Origin of the sequence: Nocardia sp. FDAARGOS_372, from assembly GCF_002554515.1 — a bacterium.
GTDB classification, from domain to species: Bacteria; Actinomycetota; Actinomycetes; order Mycobacteriales; family Mycobacteriaceae; genus Nocardia; species Nocardia farcinica.
The window spans coordinates 6279275-6297511 of record NZ_PDDW01000001.1 but is presented as its reverse complement, the minus strand read 5'-3'; the positions used below and the strand labels follow the sequence as shown (position 1 = coordinate 6297511).

Annotated in this window: 20 protein-coding genes; 9 read left to right on the top strand and 11 right to left on the bottom strand. The window is 72.0% G+C overall.

Annotation, left to right across the window (positions count from 1 at the left end; genetic code table 11):
* Positions 1-16: 16 nt before the first annotated feature.
* Complete coding sequence (locus CRM89_RS29155; RefSeq protein ID WP_011207857.1) at positions 17-490, bottom strand: ribose-5-phosphate isomerase; 474 nt, start codon at positions 488-490, stop codon at positions 17-19.
* Between the two features lie 108 nt (positions 491-598).
* On the opposite strand from CRM89_RS29155, the gene CRM89_RS29150 reads away from it, so the two are divergent.
* Complete coding sequence (locus CRM89_RS29150) at positions 599-1645, top strand: M48 family metallopeptidase (protein WP_098086815.1); 1047 nt, start codon at positions 599-601, stop codon at positions 1643-1645.
* A gap of 38 nt (positions 1646-1683) precedes the next feature.
* Here the strand turns inward: CRM89_RS29150 and CRM89_RS29145 are convergent, their stop codons facing one another.
* On the bottom strand, positions 1684-2325 hold the full coding sequence (locus CRM89_RS29145; RefSeq protein ID WP_098086814.1) for a DsbA family protein: 642 nt from the start codon (positions 2323-2325) through the stop codon (positions 1684-1686).
* A 178-nt stretch (positions 2326-2503) separates the two neighbouring features.
* Between CRM89_RS29145 and CRM89_RS29140 the strand changes: the two genes are divergently transcribed.
* The 3 genes from CRM89_RS29140 (at position 2504) to CRM89_RS29130 (ending at position 5455) form a co-directional block, all read left to right on the top strand.
* Entirely contained in the window at positions 2504-3724 is a 1221-nt protein-coding gene (locus CRM89_RS29140; protein WP_098086813.1) for an NAD(P)/FAD-dependent oxidoreductase, read from the top strand.
* 106 nt (positions 3725-3830) lie between these two features.
* Complete coding sequence (locus tag CRM89_RS29135; RefSeq protein WP_011207853.1) at positions 3831-4226, top strand: YciI family protein; 396 nt, start codon at positions 3831-3833, stop codon at positions 4224-4226.
* A complete protein-coding gene (locus CRM89_RS29130) occupies positions 4223-5455 on the top strand; it encodes an RNA polymerase sigma factor (RefSeq protein WP_098086812.1) in 1233 nt (410 codons plus the stop codon). The genes CRM89_RS29135 and CRM89_RS29130 overlap by 4 nt, the downstream gene beginning before the upstream one ends.
* A 13-nt stretch (positions 5456-5468) precedes the next feature.
* Here the strand turns inward: CRM89_RS29130 and CRM89_RS29125 are convergent, their stop codons facing one another.
* Positions 5469-6926 (bottom strand): PQQ-binding-like beta-propeller repeat protein, encoded by a 1458-nt coding sequence (locus CRM89_RS29125; protein ID WP_098086811.1) that lies wholly within the window; start codon positions 6924-6926, stop codon positions 5469-5471.
* 190 nt (positions 6927-7116) lie between these two features.
* On the opposite strand from CRM89_RS29125, the gene CRM89_RS29120 reads away from it, so the two are divergent.
* Positions 7117-7632, top strand: a complete 516-nt coding sequence (locus CRM89_RS29120; RefSeq protein WP_086840883.1) for an NUDIX domain-containing protein — start codon at positions 7117-7119, stop codon at positions 7630-7632.
* Here CRM89_RS29120 and CRM89_RS29115 read toward each other — a convergent pair.
* The gene (locus CRM89_RS29115; RefSeq protein ID WP_041559924.1) at positions 7599-8423 is read right to left on the bottom strand and encodes a phosphoribosylaminoimidazolesuccinocarboxamide synthase; all 825 of its coding nucleotides are present in this window, start codon (positions 8421-8423) and stop codon (positions 7599-7601) included. The genes CRM89_RS29120 and CRM89_RS29115 overlap by 34 nt on opposite strands.
* Positions 8424-8651: 228 nt before the next feature.
* On the opposite strand from CRM89_RS29115, the gene pepN reads away from it, so the two are divergent.
* Positions 8652-11234 (top strand): aminopeptidase N, encoded by a 2583-nt coding sequence (gene pepN, locus CRM89_RS29110; protein ID WP_060592853.1) that lies wholly within the window; start codon positions 8652-8654, stop codon positions 11232-11234.
* A gap of 90 nt (positions 11235-11324) precedes the next feature.
* Here the strand turns inward: pepN and CRM89_RS29105 are convergent, their stop codons facing one another.
* The 4 genes from CRM89_RS29105 to CRM89_RS29090 form a co-directional block, all read right to left on the bottom strand.
* Positions 11325-11789, bottom strand: coding sequence for a DUF5130 domain-containing protein (locus CRM89_RS29105; RefSeq protein ID WP_011207847.1), 465 nt, complete (start codon positions 11787-11789; stop codon positions 11325-11327).
* A complete protein-coding gene (locus CRM89_RS29100) occupies positions 11776-12048 on the bottom strand; it encodes a hypothetical protein (RefSeq protein ID WP_011207846.1) in 273 nt (90 codons plus the stop codon). The genes CRM89_RS29105 and CRM89_RS29100 overlap by 14 nt, the downstream gene beginning before the upstream one ends.
* 68 nt (positions 12049-12116) lie before the next feature.
* On the bottom strand, positions 12117-13712 hold the full coding sequence (locus CRM89_RS29095) for a glycoside hydrolase family 13 protein (protein WP_172964599.1): 1596 nt from the start codon (positions 13710-13712) through the stop codon (positions 12117-12119).
* Between the two features lie 58 nt (positions 13713-13770).
* The gene (locus CRM89_RS29090) at positions 13771-14175 is read right to left on the bottom strand and encodes a globin (RefSeq protein ID WP_011207844.1); all 405 of its coding nucleotides are present in this window, start codon (positions 14173-14175) and stop codon (positions 13771-13773) included.
* 213 nt (positions 14176-14388) lie between these two features.
* On the opposite strand from CRM89_RS29090, the gene CRM89_RS29085 reads away from it, so the two are divergent.
* Complete coding sequence (locus tag CRM89_RS29085; protein ID WP_172964598.1) at positions 14389-15120, top strand: HNH endonuclease; 732 nt, start codon at positions 14389-14391, stop codon at positions 15118-15120.
* A gap of 79 nt (positions 15121-15199) precedes the next feature.
* Here the strand turns inward: CRM89_RS29085 and CRM89_RS29080 are convergent, their stop codons facing one another.
* On the bottom strand, positions 15200-15763 hold the full coding sequence (locus CRM89_RS29080; RefSeq protein WP_011207841.1) for a helix-turn-helix domain-containing protein: 564 nt from the start codon (positions 15761-15763) through the stop codon (positions 15200-15202).
* 76 nt (positions 15764-15839) lie between these two features.
* On the opposite strand from CRM89_RS29080, the gene CRM89_RS29075 reads away from it, so the two are divergent.
* On the top strand, positions 15840-16556 hold the full coding sequence (locus CRM89_RS29075; protein WP_098086809.1) for an AzlC family ABC transporter permease: 717 nt from the start codon (positions 15840-15842) through the stop codon (positions 16554-16556).
* Positions 16553-16864: an AzlD domain-containing protein gene (locus CRM89_RS29070; RefSeq protein WP_011207839.1), complete on the top strand. Its 312-nt coding sequence runs from the start codon at positions 16553-16555 to the stop codon at positions 16862-16864. Before CRM89_RS29075 ends, CRM89_RS29070 begins: the two co-directional genes overlap by 4 nt.
* A gap of 83 nt (positions 16865-16947) precedes the next feature.
* Here CRM89_RS29070 and CRM89_RS29065 read toward each other — a convergent pair whose 3' ends face one another.
* Together CRM89_RS29065 and CRM89_RS29060 are read right to left on the bottom strand one after the other, a co-directional pair.
* Positions 16948-17613 carry a hypothetical protein gene (locus CRM89_RS29065; RefSeq protein ID WP_011207838.1) on the bottom strand — a complete coding sequence of 222 codons (666 nt, stop codon included), beginning with the start codon at positions 17611-17613 and terminating at the stop codon, positions 16948-16950.
* 25 nt (positions 17614-17638) lie between these two features.
* A complete protein-coding gene (locus tag CRM89_RS29060) occupies positions 17639-18109 on the bottom strand; it encodes a thioesterase family protein (RefSeq protein ID WP_324188759.1) in 471 nt (156 codons plus the stop codon).
* Positions 18110-18237: the final 128 nt, after the last annotated feature.

Sequence of the window (18237 nt, the reverse complement as noted above, 5' to 3'; positions counted from 1 at the left end):
GTCGTCGCGGCGGTGCTCAGTAGGCGGGCACCGCGGGGGCCACGCCGGTCTTCTCGTACTCGGCGAGGATGTCGATGCGGCGCTGGTGGCGCTCCTCGTTCGACCACGGGGTGGCCAGGAAGGCGTCGACGATGGCCAGCGCCTCCTCGGTGGAGTGCATGCGCCCGCCGATGCCGATCAGCTGCGCGTTGTTGTGTTCGCGGGCCAGCTTGGCGGTCTCCACGCTCCAGGCCAGCGCGCAGCGGGCGCCGGGCACCTTGTTGGCGGCGATCTGCTCACCGTTGCCGCTGCCGCCGAACACCAGGCCGAGGCTGCCCGGATCGGCGACCGTGCGGCGCGCGGCCTCGATGCAGAAGGCCGGGTAGTCGTCGAGGGCGTCGTACTCGAGCGCGCCGCAGTCCACGACCTCGTGGCCCGCCTGCTCCAGATGAGCCTTGACGTGATTCTTCAGTTCGAAACCGGCATGGTCGGCACCCAGGTATACGCGCATGGCAGGGATTGTGTCAGGTCGTCGGCGGCCGGTTTCGGGTGGGGATCGGGGCCGGGCGCGGACGTCGGCGCCCGGATCCGCCCGCCCGTCGTGAATAGAGTTCGACGTATGCACCCGCACGAACCGACGCCGCAGCCGCACGCCGGACCGCCCGCCGAGCCCTTCGCCCCCACCGGCGCATGGGGCGTGCCGTCCGCACCCACCGGGTATTCGCCGTACCCGAACACCTACGGCGGCCCGCCCGTCCCGCCCGCGCAGCAGCCGCGCGGGCTCTCGCCCTGGGGCAGGCCCGCCCTGCACAGCTGGGAGATCCCGCTGCTGGTGGTCGTGGTGGTGGTCACGGCGCTGGTGTACCTGATCGCGCTGGCGTTGTTCGTCGACGCGGTCCTGTCCGGCGCCACCTTGAACGATTACCTGCTGCTGCTGGTCTTCGCGCCCGCCCTGGTCTGGGCCGGGCGCGGCATCAACTACGCGACGCAGCGGGTGAACGGGGTGAAGATGTCGCCGACCCAGTTCCCGGAGGGCTACCGGATGGTGGCCGAGGCGGCGGCGCGGTTCGGCATGACGACGGTGCCCGACGCGTACGTGGTGCTCGGCAACGGCCAGATCAACGCGTTCGCCTCCGGTCACGGGTTCCGCCGGTTCGTGGTGGTCTACAGCGATCTGTTCGAAATCGGCGGTGCGGCACGCGAACCCGACGCGCTCGCGTTCATCATCGGGCACGAGGTCGGCCACATCGCCGCGGGCCACACCTCCTACTGGCGCCAGCTGGGCATGTTCCTGGTGCCGTTCCTGCCGATCCTGGGCAACGCGCTGATCCGGGCGCAGGAGTACACCGCCGACAACCACGGCTACTGCCACCGGCACACCGGCGCGCCCGCGGCGATGGGCACACTGGCGGCGGGCAAGTACCTCAACACCGTGGTCGGCTTCGACGAGATGGCCGACCGGGCCGCGACCGAGAAGGGCGGTTTCGTGTGGCTGGTCAACGCGCTGTCCTCGCATCCGGTGCTGACCTGGCGGATGTGGGCGCTGCGCGACCGCAGCAGGCACGGCAAACTGTTCTGGCGGCCGAGCCCGCGGCCCGGGCACCAGCCACCGGTCCCGGTGCCCTACGGCGAGGTACCCGGTCTGCCGCCGAAACCGGTTGGCTGACAACGGATGCCGCCGGGCGGGCGGCACCCGCGGGCGCGTCAGTCGAAGGCGGGGTCCTCGGTCCTGGTGCGCTTGAGTTCGAAGAAGTGCGGGTAGGAGGCCAGCGCGACCACGCCGTCCCACACCTTGCCCGCGTCCTCGCCGCGCGGGATGCGGGAGAGCACGGGGCCGAAGAAGGCCACGCCGTTGACGTGGATGGTGGGGGTGCCCACGTCGGGGCCGACCTTGTCCATGCCGGCGTGGTGGGAGGCGCGCAGGGCCTCGTCGTAGTCGGTGCTGTCCGCGGCGGCGGCCAGCTCGGCGGGCAGGCCGGTCTCGGCGAGCGCGTCGGCGATCACGGCGCGCAGCGTCTCCTCGGTGCTGCCGCGCTCGTAGTCGGCGCGCCGGTCGTGGATGCGGGTGCCCATCGCGGTGTAGAGCGGGGCGAGCACCTTGTCTCCGTGCTGCTGGGCGGCGGCGATGGCGACCCGCACCGGGCCCCAGCCGCTGCGCATCAGCTCGGCGTACTGCTCGGGCAGGTCACGGCCTTCGTTGAGCACGGCCAGGCTCATCACGTGGAAGCGCGCCTCGATGTCGCGGACCTTCTCGACCTCGAGAATCCAGCGGGAGGTGATCCAGCACCAGGGGCACAGCGGGTCGAACCAGAAATCGGCGACGTCTTTCTTGCCCGTCTCGGTCACGAGTCGATTCCTCTCGATCAGTGGGTGGACGCGGCGGAGCGCGCCCGCGTCATCCGGTGCCAACCATCGCGGGCCGCGTTTCGTTCCCGGCTGCTGCTCGGGCGAACCGAGCCGCCGAAAGCCCTGGTGACAGTACGCTCATGAGCACGAGTCCCAGCCGGCGGCGAAGGAGTTCGCGATGACCTCGGATCGGCGTTTCGTGATCGTGGGTGGCGGTCTGGCGGCCGCGAAGCTGGCGCAGGAGCTGCGCGCGGCCGACTTCCCGGGCAGCATCACCCTGATCGGCGCGGAGGAACACCTGCCCTACGAGCGACCACCGCTGTCGAAGGAGTTCCTGTTCGGCAAGAAGCAACTACCCGATTTCACGGTCGAGCCTGCGCAGTGGTACCGCGATCACCACGTCGAGTTGCTGCTCGGCACCACCGTCACCGGGCTCGACCCGCGCGCGCGAACGGTGACGCTGCCCGATGGTTCGGCCCTGCCGTACGACAAGCTGGCGCTGGCCACGGGCTCGACGCCGCGGCGGTTGCCGGTGCCCGGCGCCGACGCACCCGGGGTGTACACACTGCGCACGATCGACGACGCGCGGGCGCTGGCCGGGCTGTTCGCGCGCGGCAGGCTCGCGATCGTCGGCGCGGGTTGGATCGGGCTCGAAGTGGCCGCCGCGGCGCGGGCCGCCGACTGCGCGGTCACCGTCGTGGAGACCGCGCCGCAGCCGCTGATGGGCCCGCTCGGCCCGGAGATGGGCGCGGTGTTCGCCGACCTGCACCGCGCGCACGGCGTCGACCTGCGGCTGGGCGCGCGCCTCGACGCCGTCACCACCGGGGCCGACGGCGCGGTGACCGGACTGGCGCTGGCCGATGGCGGCACCGTGGCGGCCGACGCCGTCCTGATGGCGGTGGGTGCGGCGCCGAACATCGCGCTCGCGGCGGATGCCGGGCTCGCGGTGGGCACCGGCGTGCTGGTGGATGCGAGCCTGTGCACCAGCGACCCCGACATCGTCGCCGTCGGCGACATCGCCGAACAGGACCACCCTCGCCTCGGGGGCCGGATCCGCGTGGAGCACTGGGCCAACGCGCTCAACCAGCCCGCCGTCGCCGCCGCGACCATGCTCGGCCGGGCGGCCGAATACGACCGGCTCCCCTACTTCTTCACCGATCAGTACGACCTCGGCATGGAGTACACCGGCTACGCCACCGCCGACCGCACCGCCCGCGTGGTGGTCCGCGGCAGCCTGGCCGACCGCGAGTTCGTGGCGTTCTGGCTCGACGCGGAGAACCGGGTGCTCGCGGGCATGAACGTCAACGTCTGGGATGTCACCGACCGCATCAAGGAACTGATCACCTCCGCCACCCCGGTCGATCCCGACCAGCTCGCCGACCCCACCCAACCCATGTGATTCACGTCACGTCAATGGTGTGCTCGGATGTGTCGATGCGCGGCCGACGGCACCGACCGAAGGATGGACGCGCCGCGGGGGCGTGTCCGGCAGTGAGGAGACGAGCATGAAGTACATCCTGATCAAGACCTACGGGCCCGCCGAGTTCTGCGATACGCCGATCACCGAGTGGGCGCCGGAAGACGTGGCCGCGCACATCGATTTCCAGCGGGCGCTGACGGCGGAGCTGGCGAAGTCCGGCGAGTTGGTCGATGCCCAGGGACTGGCGGGACCGGAGCAGGCGCGGATCGTGTCCAGCGACGGGCGGACCGCGCCGGTGGTGACCGACGGCCCTTTCCCGGAGACCAAGGAGTTCCTGGCCGGCTACCTGATCGTGGACGTGGACGGTCCCGAGCGCGCGGTGGAGATCGCGGCGAAGGCCTCGGCGGCGCCGGGACCGGGCGGGCGGCCGATCGGTGAGCGCATCGAGGTCAGGCCGGTGATGAGCGCGCCCGCGCAGTGAAGCCGGACGCGGATACGCTCGCGCTCGAGGACCTGCTGCGCACCGTGGCGCCGCAGGTCCTGGGCGTGCTGGTGCGCCGGTTCGGCGATTTCGACACCGCCGAGGACGCGGTGCAGGAGGCGTTGCTCGCCGCCGCGACCCAGTGGCGCGAGGCCGGCATCCCGGAGAATCCGCGCGGCTGGCTGATCCAGGTCGCCCAGCGCCGGTACGTCGACACGGTGCGCGCCGAATCGGCCCGCAGGCGCCGGGAGACGGCGGTGTTCGAGCGGGAGGTGCCCGACGCGGCGGCCGTCGACCGCGACGACACCCTCGCGATGTTCTTCCTGTGCTGCCATCCGGCACTGCCCACGGCGGGCGCGATCGCGTTGACCCTGCGCGCGGTGGGCGGGTTGACCACCGCCGAGATCGCCAACGCCTTCCTGGTGCCGGAAGCGACCATGGCGCAACGGATCTCGCGCGCGAAGAAGCGGCTGGCCGCGGTGCAGCAGCCGTTCGCCCGACCGGATCGGGCGCAGTGGCGGCAACGGGTCGGCACGGTGCTGCACGTGCTGTACCTGATCTTCACCGAGGGGCACGCCCCCAGTTCCGGCGACCGGCCGCAGCGCGCCGACCTGTCCGCCGAGGCGATCCGGCTCACCCGTGCCATGCACCGGCTGCTGCCGGAGGACACCGAGGTCGCGGGTTTGCTGGCCTTGATGCTGCTCACCGACGCCCGGCGCGCCGCCCGCACCGGGCCGCACGGCGAGTTGGTCCCGCTCGACCGGCAGGACCGCGCGCGGTGGGACCGGCGGCAGATCATGGCCGGCATCCGCCTCGTCACCGCCACCCTGGCCCACGGCCTGTCCGGCCCCTACCAGGTGCAGGCCGCGATCGCCGCCGTGCACGCCCAGGCGCCGCGCGCCGAGGACACCGACTGGCCGAAGATCCTCGCCCTCTACGACGTGCTGCAACGGCTCTCCCCCGGCCCGGTGGTGGCGCTCAACCGCGCGGTGGCGGTCGCGATGGTGCACGGCCCGGAGGCGGGCCTGGCGATCACCGAGACGCTCGCCGCGGATCTCGCCGGTAGCCATCGGCTCTCCGCCGTGCGCGCGCACCTGCTGGACATGGCCGGGGCCGACGAGGACGCCGTCGCGGCCTACACCGATGCCGCCCGGCGCACCACCAGCATCCCGGAACGGGACTACCTCACCCTCCGGGCCGCCGAACTGCGGCACCGCCGCCGCGACTGAGCGTGCCCGCGCGCTACCGGCCGGCCGCGACCGCCTGCACCGGGTGGTACGGGCTGCGGCCGTCGGCGGACACGACCAGGTAGCGGCCGGGTGCGGTGAGGACGGCGAAGCTGGAGTGGACGTGCCGGATCAGGGCGACACCGACGTGGGAGTCCGCCCCGCTGCGCAGGTCGGCGGCGCCGAGGCCGAGGACCCTGGCCTCGTCGTAGCAGACCAGGACGCGGTCGCCGTCGAGGGCGAGGGCGTCGGGGTCGTCGGCGAGGAGATCGCCCGTCCACAGCCGGGCGCCGGTGGCCAGCTCGTGCGCGACCAGGCGGTAGCCGCGCCCGCCCGCGGGACGCGCGACGGCCACGAGGGTGGTCGGGGTGACCACCGTCCTGGTGATCGGTGTGGCGGCGAAGGCGGTGCCGCCGATCGACGAGATCGGGAGTTCGGGGTCGTCGGTGGGGATGGTGGCGGTGAGCCGCCCGGTCCGGTCGAAGGCGGCGAAGGCCGAGCGGGCGCGCTTGCCGCTCTCGGCGACGTGCACGACCAGCGGGTCGGCCGAGACGGGGATGACGGTGCGGGCGCCCTCGAACGGGACGCCGGCCTGCCAGGCGAGGTTGCCGGTCCGCGGGTCGAGGGCGTGCAGTTCGTGGGTGTCGGTGTCGCAGCGGTGCACCAGGACGACGGCGTGGCTGCCCGCCAGCAGCCGGGGGCTCCCGCAGGTGCGCTCCGGCAACGGGTACTGCCATCGCGGCGCGCCGTCGCCACGGCCGACCGCGCGGATCTGTTTCTCGCCCACCAGGATCGCCGCGTCGTCGAGCACGGCGAGCACGTCGGCGCCGTCGGCGAGTTCGGTCTCGCGCAGTTCCCAGAGCGTGCCACCGGTCGCGAGATCGACGGCGGCGACGCGGGCGCAGGGCGCGGTCTCGGCGTGGGTGGCGACCAGGCCGACGCCGTCCGCGCCGCGGCTCATCGCGCACACCACGTCGCGGCCGGGGAAGGTGGTGGTCCAGCGTTGCGCGCCGGTCGCGGTGTCGTAGGCGGTGAGCCCGGCGGCGGTGGCGCGGACCACGGTGTCGCCGGTGTGCCAGAACCCGGCGGTCTCGGTGTCGGCGGCCCGGTCGGCGGGCGCGGACCAGGCGACCGGCAGGGTTTCGCCGTGCAGGGCGTCGAAGATCAGCACGCCCGGGTACACGGCGACGACGGCGGCCACCACCGCGGCCGACGCACCGCGTCTCCTGGCCCGGATCAACGCGAAGATCAGCACCGGGACGGCGACCATGAGGGCCGCGAGCGAGGTGCCGAAGAGCGTGCCCCAGTAGCGGGGACAGTCGCCGTAGCTGATGCCGCGGCTGGTGCCGCAGGAGCCACCGGTCTCGCGGAAGATGGCGATCCAGTCCAGGACCTGCACGGTGACGGCCAGCCCGAGGACGGCGCCCGCGGCCGTTCCGACCAGCAGCCACGTCCCGGTGCGCGTGCGGTTCATGTACCCGCCTCCCTGTGTTGTGCACCGGGAGTATCGCACCGCCCGCCGCTATTCGCCCGCCGCGTCGGGGGGTTCGCCGAGGGCGGCCGCTGGAAACTCCAGCTCGCCTGGGCCTGCCAGATGCTCGCCAACGCGCAGGCCACCTCCCCGGCGTGCGGGACCTGACACCGGGGTGCGGCAGACTGCCGGTGTGACGGACAGACACAGCGCGGGGGTACTGGTGTTCCGGCGGGACGAGCACGGCACGGTGCTGGTCCTGCTCGGGCACATGGGCGGGCCGTTCTGGGCGCGCAAGGACGCGGGCGCGTGGTCGATACCCAAGGGCGAGTACGAGCCGGACGCGGAGGAGTCCACGGTCGCCGCGCGCCGGGAGTTCGCCGAGGAACTGGGCGTCCCGGTCCCGGAGGGACCCTGGATTCCCCTCGGCGAGGTGCGCTACGGCAGCGGACGCGGGCGCAAGGTGCTCACGGCCTGGGCGGTGGCCGGCGACCTTGACCCGGCCGAGGTGGTGCCCGGGACGTTCGAGATGGAGTGGCCGCCCCGGTCCGGCCGCACCGCGACCTTCCCGGAGATCGACCGGGTCGACTGGTTCGACCTGCCCACCGCGCACGACAAGCTCGTCGCCGGGCAACGCCCCTACCTCGACCGGCTCGCCGACCGGCTACGCGGCGATCAGGACCATTCCCGTCCGGTGATCAGCTCGTAGGCCTCCTGGTACTTCAACCGGGTGGCCTCGACGATGTCGGCGGGGATCTCCGGGCCGGGCGGTTCCTTGTCCCAGCCGGTGGACGTGGCCCAGTCGCGCACGAACTGCTTGTCGAAGGAGGGCTGCGGGCGGCCCGGCTCCCACTGATCGGCGGGCCAGAACCGCGAGGAGTCGGAGGTCAGCACCTCGTCACCGAGGGTGAGCACGTCACCGTCCCAGCCGAATTCGACCTTGGTGTCGGCGATCAGGACGCCGTTGCCCGCGGCGTGCTCGGCGCCGCGGCGGTAGATCTCGAGGGTGCGCTCGCGCAGCAACTCGGCCACCTCGCGGCCCTCCTGGTTCACCACGTCGGCGAAGGTGATGGGCTCGTCGTGGCCTTCGGACGCCTTGCTCGTCGGGGTGAAGATCGGTTCGGGCAGCTTGTCGCCGTCGCGCAGCCCGGGCGGCAACGCCACCCCGGAGACGGTGCCGCTCGCCCGGTACTCCTTCAGGCCCGAGCCGGTGAGATAGCCGCGCGCGATGCACTCCACCTGCACCATGCGCAGCGGCTTGACCCGCACCGCGCGACCGGCGAACTCGGCGGGCACGTCGGTGGCCGACACGATGTGGTTGGGGATGTCGGCGAAGAACTCGAACCACCAGTTGGACAGCTGGGTCAGCAGCGCGCCCTTGCCGGGGATCGGCGTGGGCAGCACCACGTCGTACACCGAGACCCGATCCGAGGCGACCAGCAGCAGGGTGTCGCCGTCCTCGTACAGGTCACGCACCTTCCCGGCGTGCACATGCTTCACCGTCGAGCCTCCGCATCCGTGGGTTGTCGCCCGGCCTCCGGGCCGCAGAAACCATACCGCCCGCACCGGCGTGGGCCCGGCGGCCAGGTCCACGACCCCGCCGTCACGCCCGTCCGCCGCCTCGGGCCGATAGGGTTGGCCGACAAGTTCCGCGCGGGTGGACCGGCCCCCGGCCCGTCCCGCCACGAGCTCGCCCGTGCCGTGTTCGTCGAAGAGCGAAGGAGTTCCATGTCTGCCCCGAATCTCACCCGCGACCAGGCGATCGAGCGCGCCGCCACGGTTCGCGTGGAGAACTATCGCATCGAACTCGACCTCACCGACCAGTCGGCGGACGTGTCGGGGGTGCGCACCTTCGGTTCCCGCACGACGGTCACCTTCACCGCGACGCCGGGGGCGAGCACCTTCATCGACATCGTCGCTGCCCGGGTGCGCTCGGCCGTGCTCAACGGCACCGCGCTCGACGTCAGCGGCTACGACGAGTCGACCGGTATCACGCTGCCCGGCCTGGCCGAGCGCAACGAGCTGGTCGTGGAGGCCGACTGCGAGTACTCGCACACCGGCGAGGGCCTGCACCGCTTCGTCGACCCGGCCGACGGCAAGGTCTACCTGTACTCGCAGTTCGAGACCGCCGACGCCAAGCGGATGTTCGCCTGCTTCGACCAGCCCGACCTCAAGGCCACCTTCGACATCACCGCCACCGCGCCGCTGGACTGGGAGGTCGTCTCCAACGGTGCGGGCGGGCGCACCGAGGTCGGCGAGGTCGCCGTGCACACCTTCGCCACCACCCCGCGAATGAGCACCTACCTGGTCGCCATGATCGCCGGCCCCTACGCCAAATGGACCGACACCTACCGCGACGAGCACGGCGACATCCCGCTCGGCCTGTACTGCCGCGCCTCGCTGGCCGAGCACATGGACGCCGAGCGGCTGTTCACCGAGACCAAGCAGGGCTTCGGCTTCTACCACCGCAACTTCGGCGTGCCCTACGCCTTCGGCAAGTACGACCAGCTGTTCGTGCCGGAGTTCAACGCGGGCGCGATGGAGAACGCGGGCGCGGTCACCTTCCTCGAGGACTACGTCTTCCGCTCCAAGGTCACCCGCGCCTCCTACGAGCGGCGCGCCGAGACCGTGCTGCACGAGATGGCGCACATGTGGTTCGGCGACCTGGTCACCATGAAGTGGTGGGACGACCTGTGGCTGAACGAGTCGTTCGCCACCTTCGCCTCGGTGCTGTGCCAGGCCGAGGCCACCGAATACACCAGTGCCTGGACCACCTTCGCCAATGTGGAGAAGTCGTGGGCCTACCGCCAGGATCAGCTGCCCTCCACCCACCCCATCGCCGCCGACATCCCGGACCTGGCCGCGGTGGAGGTCAACTTCGACGGCATCACCTACGCCAAGGGCGCCAGCGTGCTCAAGCAGCTGGTCGCCTACGTCGGGCTCGAGCCCTTCCTGGCCGGGCTGCGCGCGTACTTCGCCGAACACGCCTACGGCAACGCCACCTTCGACGACCTGCTGACGGCACTGGAGAAGTCCTCCGGCCGCGACCTGTCCACGTGGGGCGCGCAGTGGCTCAAGACCACCGGCCTGAACATCCTGCGCCCGGAGTTCGACGTCGACGCCGACGGCCGGTTCACCTCGTTCGCGGTGGTGCAGGAGGGCGCACAGCCCGGCGCCGGGGAGCGCCGCGTGCACCGGCTCGCGGTGGGCGTCTACGACGATCAGGACGGCAAGCTGGTGCGCACGCACCGCGTCGAACTCGACCTCGACGCCGCCGAGCGCACCGAGGTGCCCGAATTGCAGGGCGTCGCGCGCGGCAAGCTGGTGCTGGTCAACGACGACGACCTCACCTACTGCTCGGTGCGGCTGGACCCGGAGTCGCTGGACGTGCTGGTCAACCGGATCGCCGACATCGCCGAGCCGCTGCCGCGCACCCTGGCCTGGTCGGCTGCCTGGGAGATGACCAGGCAGGCCGAGTTCCGCGCCCGCGATTTCGTCGCGCTGGTGCAGCGCGGGGTGGGGGCGGAGACCGAGATCGGCGTGGTGCAGCGGCTGCTCATGCAGGCGCACACGGCGCTGGCCGGCTACGCCGACCCGGCCTGGGCCGAGGGCGTCGGCTGGACCGAATTCGCCGACCGGCTGCTCGAACTGGCGCGCGAGGCCGAGCCGGGGTCGGATCATCAGCTGGCCTTCGTCAACGCGCTCACCGGCGCGCGGCTCGAGGCCCGGCACACCGAGGTGCTCACCGAACTGCTCGACGGCGACCCGGCCGCCGTGGGCCTGGCCGGGCTGACCGTCGACACCGATCTGCGCTGGCGGCTGGTGACCGCGCTGGCCGCGGCGGGCGAGATCGACGCCGACGGGCTGGAGACCCCGGTCATCGACCGGGAGCTGGCCGCCGACCCGACCGCGGCGGGCAAGCGCCAGGCCGCCGCCGCCGCGACCGCCCGGCCGCAGGCCGAGGTGAAGGCCGCGGCGTGGGCGACCGTGATGGAGGACGACACCGTCCCCAACATCACCGCGCGCTCGATCGTCGGCGGATTCGCCCCGGTCGGCCAGGGCGAGCTGCTCGCACCGTATGTGGAGCGGTACTTCGCCGACATCCCGGCGGTGTGGGAACGCCGCTCCAGCGAGGTCGCGCAGACCGTGGTGGTGGGGCTCTACCCGGCGTGGGCGATCAGCGCCGAGGCGGTCGCGGTGGCCGACAAGTTCCTCGCCGGTGACCATCCGCCCGCGCTGCGGCGGCTGGTGTCGGAGGGCAAGGCCGGTGTCGAGCGGGCGCTGCGGGCCCGCGCCTTCGACGCCCGGTAGGCCCGGGAACGGCGGACGCCGGACAGGCCCCGGAACGGCGACGGCGCGCCCACCCTCGCGGATGGGCGCGCCGTTGTGCGCGAGTGTCGATCAGCGACCGATCGCGGCCGCCATCACGCGCACCGCGGAGACCAGTCCGTCGACGAGCTTGCCCTGCCGGATCGAGCTGAGCGCGGCGGTGACGCCGAGCTGGCAGATCCGGTCGTTGGCGCGGTCGGCGATGTCGCGGCCGGAGCGCACCTCGATCGCCTTGTCGTTGGGCGAGACGGCGATGAGCACCGAACGCGCCGCCTCGGGGGTGGTCGGGAACAGCTCGTCCACCGCGGCGGCCGGGTCCAGGCCCAGATCGCCGATGTAGATGTTGAACCGGACCTTCGTCGCCCGGGTCGCCTCGGTCAGCGCGTTGTCCACGGCCAGCCGCTCGTCGTCGCTGAACGGCGCCTCGCGGAACACGTCACCGGCCTCGTGCACGCCGGAGACCCGGCCGCTGCTCATGAGGGCGTATCCGTGCGGAAGGTCGGCCTCGACCACCGCGGGCCACTTAGAACTTGCCACTTGCCCGGCCTCCGATCAGCTCCTGGGCGGATTCGATAGCCGCATGGCTGCCATGCGGTGCGGTGTCGTGGTGACCGTGCCCGGTCACCTCGTCGGTGGCACTCCACAGCACCGGCGCGTGAGTCCACTTCTGACCCAGTTCGAAGTGAACCGGCTTCTCGCCGGGCAGCGGCTTACCGAGAAACGACAATCCGGCGATCGCCGCGTAGATCACCAGCGGGATGCCGACGAAGATCAGCACTGTCTCGAGAATGCTCACGGATCAAAGGTAGACGATGCTGTGTAGTAGACGCGCGTCCGGTCGGCAGACTGCATCGGGTGTCCTGGTCAGACGAGCCAGGCGGCGGCGTCCGGGGGGAGGTGGCCGTTGTCGAGGGGGGTGCTGGTGAGGAGGGGTTCGCCCGGGGGAAGGGGGATGGGTTCCTCGGTGGTGTTGAGGACGCAGACCAGGCCGCCGGGGCGGCGGAAGGCGAGGCGGCCGGGTGGGGAGCCGTACCATTCCAGGCCCTCGCCGGCGAATTCCGGGCGGGTACCGCGCAGGTCGACGGCCATGCGGTACAGGCACAGGGTGGAGTCGAGGCGTTCGAGCTGGGCTTCGACGGTGAGGTCGGCCCATTCGGGTGGAATGGGCAGCCAGGACCGCTCGGCGCGGGTGAAGCCGAACGGCGGCCGCTCCCCTTCCCAGGGCAGCGGCACCCGGCAGCCGTCGCGGCCGCGCTCGGTGTGGCCGGAGCGCTCCCACACCGGGTCCTGCAACACCTCCTCGGGCAGGTCGTCCACATTGGGCAGGCCCAGTTCGGACCCGTTGTAGAGGAACACCGCGCCCGGCAGCGCCAGCTCGACCAGGATCATCGCCCTGGCCCGCGCCACCCCGCGCGCGCCGCCGCCGTAGCGGGTCACCTCGCGTTCGATGTCGTGGTTGGACAGCGTCCAGGTGGGTGGGGCGCCGACCTCGGCCACCGCGGCCAGCGAGTTCTCGATCGCCTCCCGTACCGCCTCGGCCCGGAACGGGGTCTCGGCCAGCCGGAAGTTGAACGCCAGGTGCAGTTCGTCGGGGCGCACGTACTCGCCGAAGCGGGTGTTGTCGTCCACCCACACCTCACCGATGGACACCGCGTGCGGGTATTCGTCGAGCACCTTGCGGATGCGGCGGTGGATGTCGTGCACGCCGGGGTTGTTGAACCGCGGGTCGCTGTCGTCGTGGATGAGCATCTTGGTCGAGACCTCGGCCATGTCGGGCAGGTCGGCGGGCTTGGCCATCCCGTGCGCGACATCGATGCGGAATCCGTCGACACCCCGGTCCAGCCAGAACCGCAGCGTCTTCTCGAAATCGGCGACGACCTCGGGATTCTCCCAGTTCAGGTCGGGCTGTTCGCGGGCGAACAGGTGCAGGTACCACTGCCCGGGGGTGCCGTCGGGTTCGGTGACGCGGGTCCAGGCCGGGCCGCCGAAGATGCTCGGCCAGTTGTTCGGCGGCAGCGAGCCGTCCGGGCCGCGGCCGTCGCGGAAGATGTAGCGGGCGCGGGCCGGGCTGCCCGGCGCGGACCGCAGCGCCTCGGCGAACCAGGGGTGCCGGTCGCTGGTGTGGTTGGGCACCAGGTCCATGGTGACCTTGATGTCGCGCGCGTGCGCCTCGGCGATCAGCGCGTCCATCGCCGCCATGCCGCCGAAGAGGGGGTCGATGTCGCGGGGGTCGGACACGTCGTAGCCGCCGTCGGCCATCGGCGACCGCATCACCGGGCAGATCCACAGGGCGTTCACCCCGAGCAGTTCCAGGTAGCCGAGCTTCTCGCGCACGCCCCCGAGATCGCCGACGCCGTCACCGTCGGAATCGGCGAACGAGCGCGGGTAGACCTGATAGAACACGGCGGACCGCCACCAGGAACGACGAGGATCATCCGGCACGGCAGGTGTCGCTGTCACATCGCCATAGTGCCAAAGCCCGCCGACGAATTCGCAACGGAGCGGAGCCGCGGCACAGTCAGATCGGCGAATTCATCAGCGAGTGCGCGGCCATCTCCAGGTAGTCCAGCAGCGCCTTGCGGTGCTCGTCGTCGAGGACTTCCGGCTCGAGCTCGGCCACCGCGATCCGCATGCAGCGCAGCCAGGCGTCCCGCTCGAGCGGGCCCACCTTGAACGGCATGTGCCGCATCCGCAGCCGCGGGTGTCCGCGCTCGTCGGAGTAGGTGCGCGGGCCGCCCCAGTACTGCTCGAGGAACATGCGGAGCCTGCGTTCGGCGGGACCGAGGTCCTCCTCCGGGTAGAGCGGGCGCAGGATCTCGTCGGCGGCTACCTCGCGGTAGAACGCCGCGACGAGGCGCCGGAAGGTCTCGGCACCACCGACCGCCTCGTAGAAGGAGGTCGCCGTCTGTTCGCCGGAACTCATCAGATCCTCTCGCTCGCACTGCTCGGCCGCATCCCATTGTGCCCGCAGCCGCGCACCGCCCGCCGTGCGGTGACCGGCGCGCGGGTGGCGCGAGGGCGGCTCTTCAGCGGCAGTTCACCGAACATTGTGCGAAATCACCGTGCAAACGGGCCGGTTCCGTGGTCATATTGGTGGCAGTCTTTCCGCCTCGAGACGACGAAATCGGGGTCAACCATGAAGCAGCGGCACGGCCGATCACATGAGGCCAGGACTCACCGACAACTGAAGCCCGCCGACGTCCACAATCGTGGGTCGGGGGCTACTCCGCTGCACATCCTGTCCGATTACGATCCCGGCGCCCACCCGTCCGGTGCGCCCACGCGCCGTCCCGAGCACGGCCCCCATCTGACGGCCGTCCACTCCCCGACGACCGACACCCCCTCGATCAACTGGTCCAAGCGCCGGGTGCTGCTGTTGAACGCCACCTACGAGCCGCTGACCGCCCTGTCCGCCCGTCGCGCGGTCGTCCTGCTGATCTGCGACAAGGCCGACACCGTTCACCACAATCCCGAAGGTCCGGTCGTGCATTCGGCGGGTGCGGAGGTCGCGGTACCGTCGGTGATCCGGCTGCGCACCTACGTCCGGGTGCCCTACCGGGCCCGCGTGCCGATGACCAGGGCCGCGCTCATGCACCGCGACCGGTATCGCTGCGGGTACTGCGGTGGCAAAGCCGAGACGATCGATCACGTCGTGCCGCGCAGCCGCGGCGGTGAGCATTCCTGGGAGAACTGCGTCGCCAGCTGCGCGCCCTGCAACCATCGCAAGGCCGACAAGCTGCTCAGCGAGCTGGGCTGGTCGCTGCGGGCCCCGCTGGTCTCGCCGAAGGGCCCGCACTGGCGCCTGCTGTCCACCACCGCCGAACTCGACCCGGTGTGGTTGCAGTACCTGGGCGAGGGCGCCGCCTGAGCGGGTCGGCGACCGGAGAGGCAGCGGAGAGTCGCCACGCAGGCCGCCCCGCACAGGCGCAATCAGGTACCGCCCAGGACTAGGCGTACTCGATGACCAGGGTCGCCCAGGTGCCCGGTTCGAGTGCCTCGAACACGTGCGGGGCGTCGCCCGGGTAGGCGATGTAGTCGCCGGGTGCCAGTTCCACCGGTTCGCCGGTCGGTCCGACCAGGGCCCGGCCCGCGGCGAGCAGGATGTGCTCGATCACGCCGGGGATGTGCGGCTGGGATTCGCGGGGCTGACCCGGCTCGGCGGTGATGCGGAACAGGTCGCGCCGGGTGTTCGACGGTCCCGCCGCCAGCAGTGTCGCGTGGTAGTCCGAGCGCTCGGCGGCGACCGCGGGCCCCTCCCCCGCGCGGATGACGTGCACCACCGGCCGCGGCGGATCGAGCAGGCGCGAGAACGGCATGTCCAGCGCCACGCACAGCGCCCACAGGGTTTCCAGGCTCGGGTTCCCGCTGCCCGATTCGAGTTGCGAGAGTGTCGATTTCGCGATGCCGGCGCGCGCGGCGACCTCACTGAGCGACAGGCCGGCGCGGGTGCGCTCGCGGCGCAGCGAGGCCGCGATCACCGCCTGCGGTGTCGCCGTGTCGTCGTTGGCCATCTCTCTCCCTCGGGTCCCGGTCGGCCAACAGGAAATCACATTGACGAACCGGCCCGCCATGTTCACTATAAAAGACATGCGTTCGATCTGGCGAACACTCGATCGGGAGACCGGCCTCGGCATCGCGGCGGTGTGCCTCGCCGTCGGCGTCATCGGCATCTCCTACGGTACGACGGCGGTGGCCGCGGGCTTCCCCGCCTGGCTGCCGATCGTGCTGGGCACCGTCGTGCTCGCCGGTGGCGCGGAGTTCCTGTTCCTCGGCATCCTCGCCGCGGGCGGCAGTCCCGTCGCCGCCGTGCTGGCCGGGCTGCTGGTCAACGCGCGGCACCTGCCCTACGGGCTGTCGGTGCCCGACGCGGTGGGCACCGGCTGGCGGCGGCTGATCGGGGTGCACGTGATGAACGACGAGGCCGTCGCGATGGCGCTGGCCGAATCCGACAGCCGCAGACGCCGGGCGGTGTACTGGGCGTGCGGACTCGGCGTGCTGCTGGTCTGGCCGGTCGGCGCGGCGCTCGGCGTGCTGATCGGCACGCTCGTCCCCGACACCGGCGCGCTCGGGCTGGACGCGGTCTTCCCCGCCGTGCTGCTGGCCCTGGTCATCCCCGCGCTGCGGGACCGCACGACCTTCGGTGCGGTCGCCGTCGGCACCGCGATCGCCCTGCTCAGCGCGCCGTTCCTGCCCGCGGGCCTGCCGGTGCTGCTGGCCCTGTCCGGTGTGATCTATGCCGCGCTGCGGCTGAAGTCCGCGGAACCCGCGCCCGCGCGGGCCGAGTCCGTCGCGGAGGCGTCATGACCCTCGTCGCCGGAGTCGTCGCGCTCGCCGCGGGCACGTACGCGTTCCGCTGGGCGGGGCCGGCGCTGCGCAGCCGCGTGCGTTTCCCCGAACGCGCCCGCCGCGTCCTGGAGATCGGCGCGGTGGTGTTGCTCGCGGCCCTCGTCGCCGTCACGACGCTGCCGTTCGGCACCGACAAGGTGGGCGTGGCCCTGCCCGCGGGCGTCGCGGTCGCGGGCGTGCTCGCGTGGCGACGCGCCCCGCTGCTCGTCGTCATCCTGGCCGCGGCGGCCACGACGGCACTGCTGCGGGCCCTCGGCCTGCACTGACCGCACGCCCGCGCTCGACCTGTTCCCGCCGAGCCCGCTGCCCCGGGCCCGTCGGCGCGGCCGGCCGGGGTGACGGCTCGTGCTCAGCCGGGCAGCAGCGGGATCCCGCCGCCGCGCCGCCGCGCGACCGATCCGTATCGGGCGTCCAGTCGCAACCAGGTCGCGGTCGCGCGCACCCGCACGATCTCCGTCGCCGGGATCCGGTGCGGCTCGGCCTTCTCCCCCGAATGCGGCACGAAATCCATGGCGGTGAGGGCGAACACGACCCGCATCGGCACCTGCACCTCGAGACCGGCGCCCGAGACGGTCAGCACCGTCTGGTCCAGCAGCCCGGCCGGCGGACCGTGCCTGCTGCCGTGCTCCCTGGCGACTTCGACGCCGCGCTCGGCCAGTTCGACCAGCGTGCGGGCGGGCACGTCGTCGACGTGGGCGAATCCGTCCTGCGGCGGGAGCGCACCACGCCAGGCCGAATCCATCGAGTAGCCGAGGTCGACGGGACCGCCCCCGGACAGACCCGCCAACACCACGTCGGCGCCGACCGTCACGTCGTCCACGCCGAGATCGGCGGCCACGGTGCGCGCCGCCAGCGTCTCGAACCCGGTGGCCACCCAGGCCGCGACGTGCCGCTGCCCGCGTCGGCGCAGCCGCACCGGCGCGGCCTCGTCCAATCGCAGCGCGTGGCCGAGAAACGTGGCCAGGTTCTCTCGCTCGGCCGGATCGGGGACGTGCAGAACCCGCTGCGCGGTCATCGGCGGGCGGCCCGCCGCACCGAGCTCACTTGTCCATCCACTCGGACAGGTACTCGCGCTCGGGCGCGGTGAGCCTGCGCAGCCGCTGGGTCTTGATGTCGAAGGCGGCGATCTGCGTGGACGCCACCACCGCGGCGGGCGAATCCGGCGCGGCGCCGTTGGCCCGCACCTCGTACCCGACGGTGAAGTCGACCGCGCGCAACTGCTCGATCCACATCGCGATGTCGAGCGGGGTGTCCTCGTGGCGCAGCTGACCGCGGTAGCGCACCCGCAGGTCGGCGAGCACGCAGCCCTCGCGCATGCCCGCGGTGGGCCTGCCGTCCTCGAACAGCCACGGGATGCGCGCCTCCTCCAGCAGGGTGACCATGCGCGCGTGGTTGACGTGCTGGAACACGTCCATGTCGGACCAGCGGATGTCCACCTTGGCATGGAAACGCTTGGGCAGCACCAGGGTGTCGCGGTGCACCTGCCCGTTGCCGTTGGACGAACTCGTCACGTGTGGTACCTCCGTGGGGCGCCCGCATCCGGCGCACCGGACTCCGTGCCGACGCGTCATGGGCGGCGTGCCGAGACCTACGGCGGTCTGCGGGCGAAACGAACCGATCCCGGTCCGGCCGCATACGG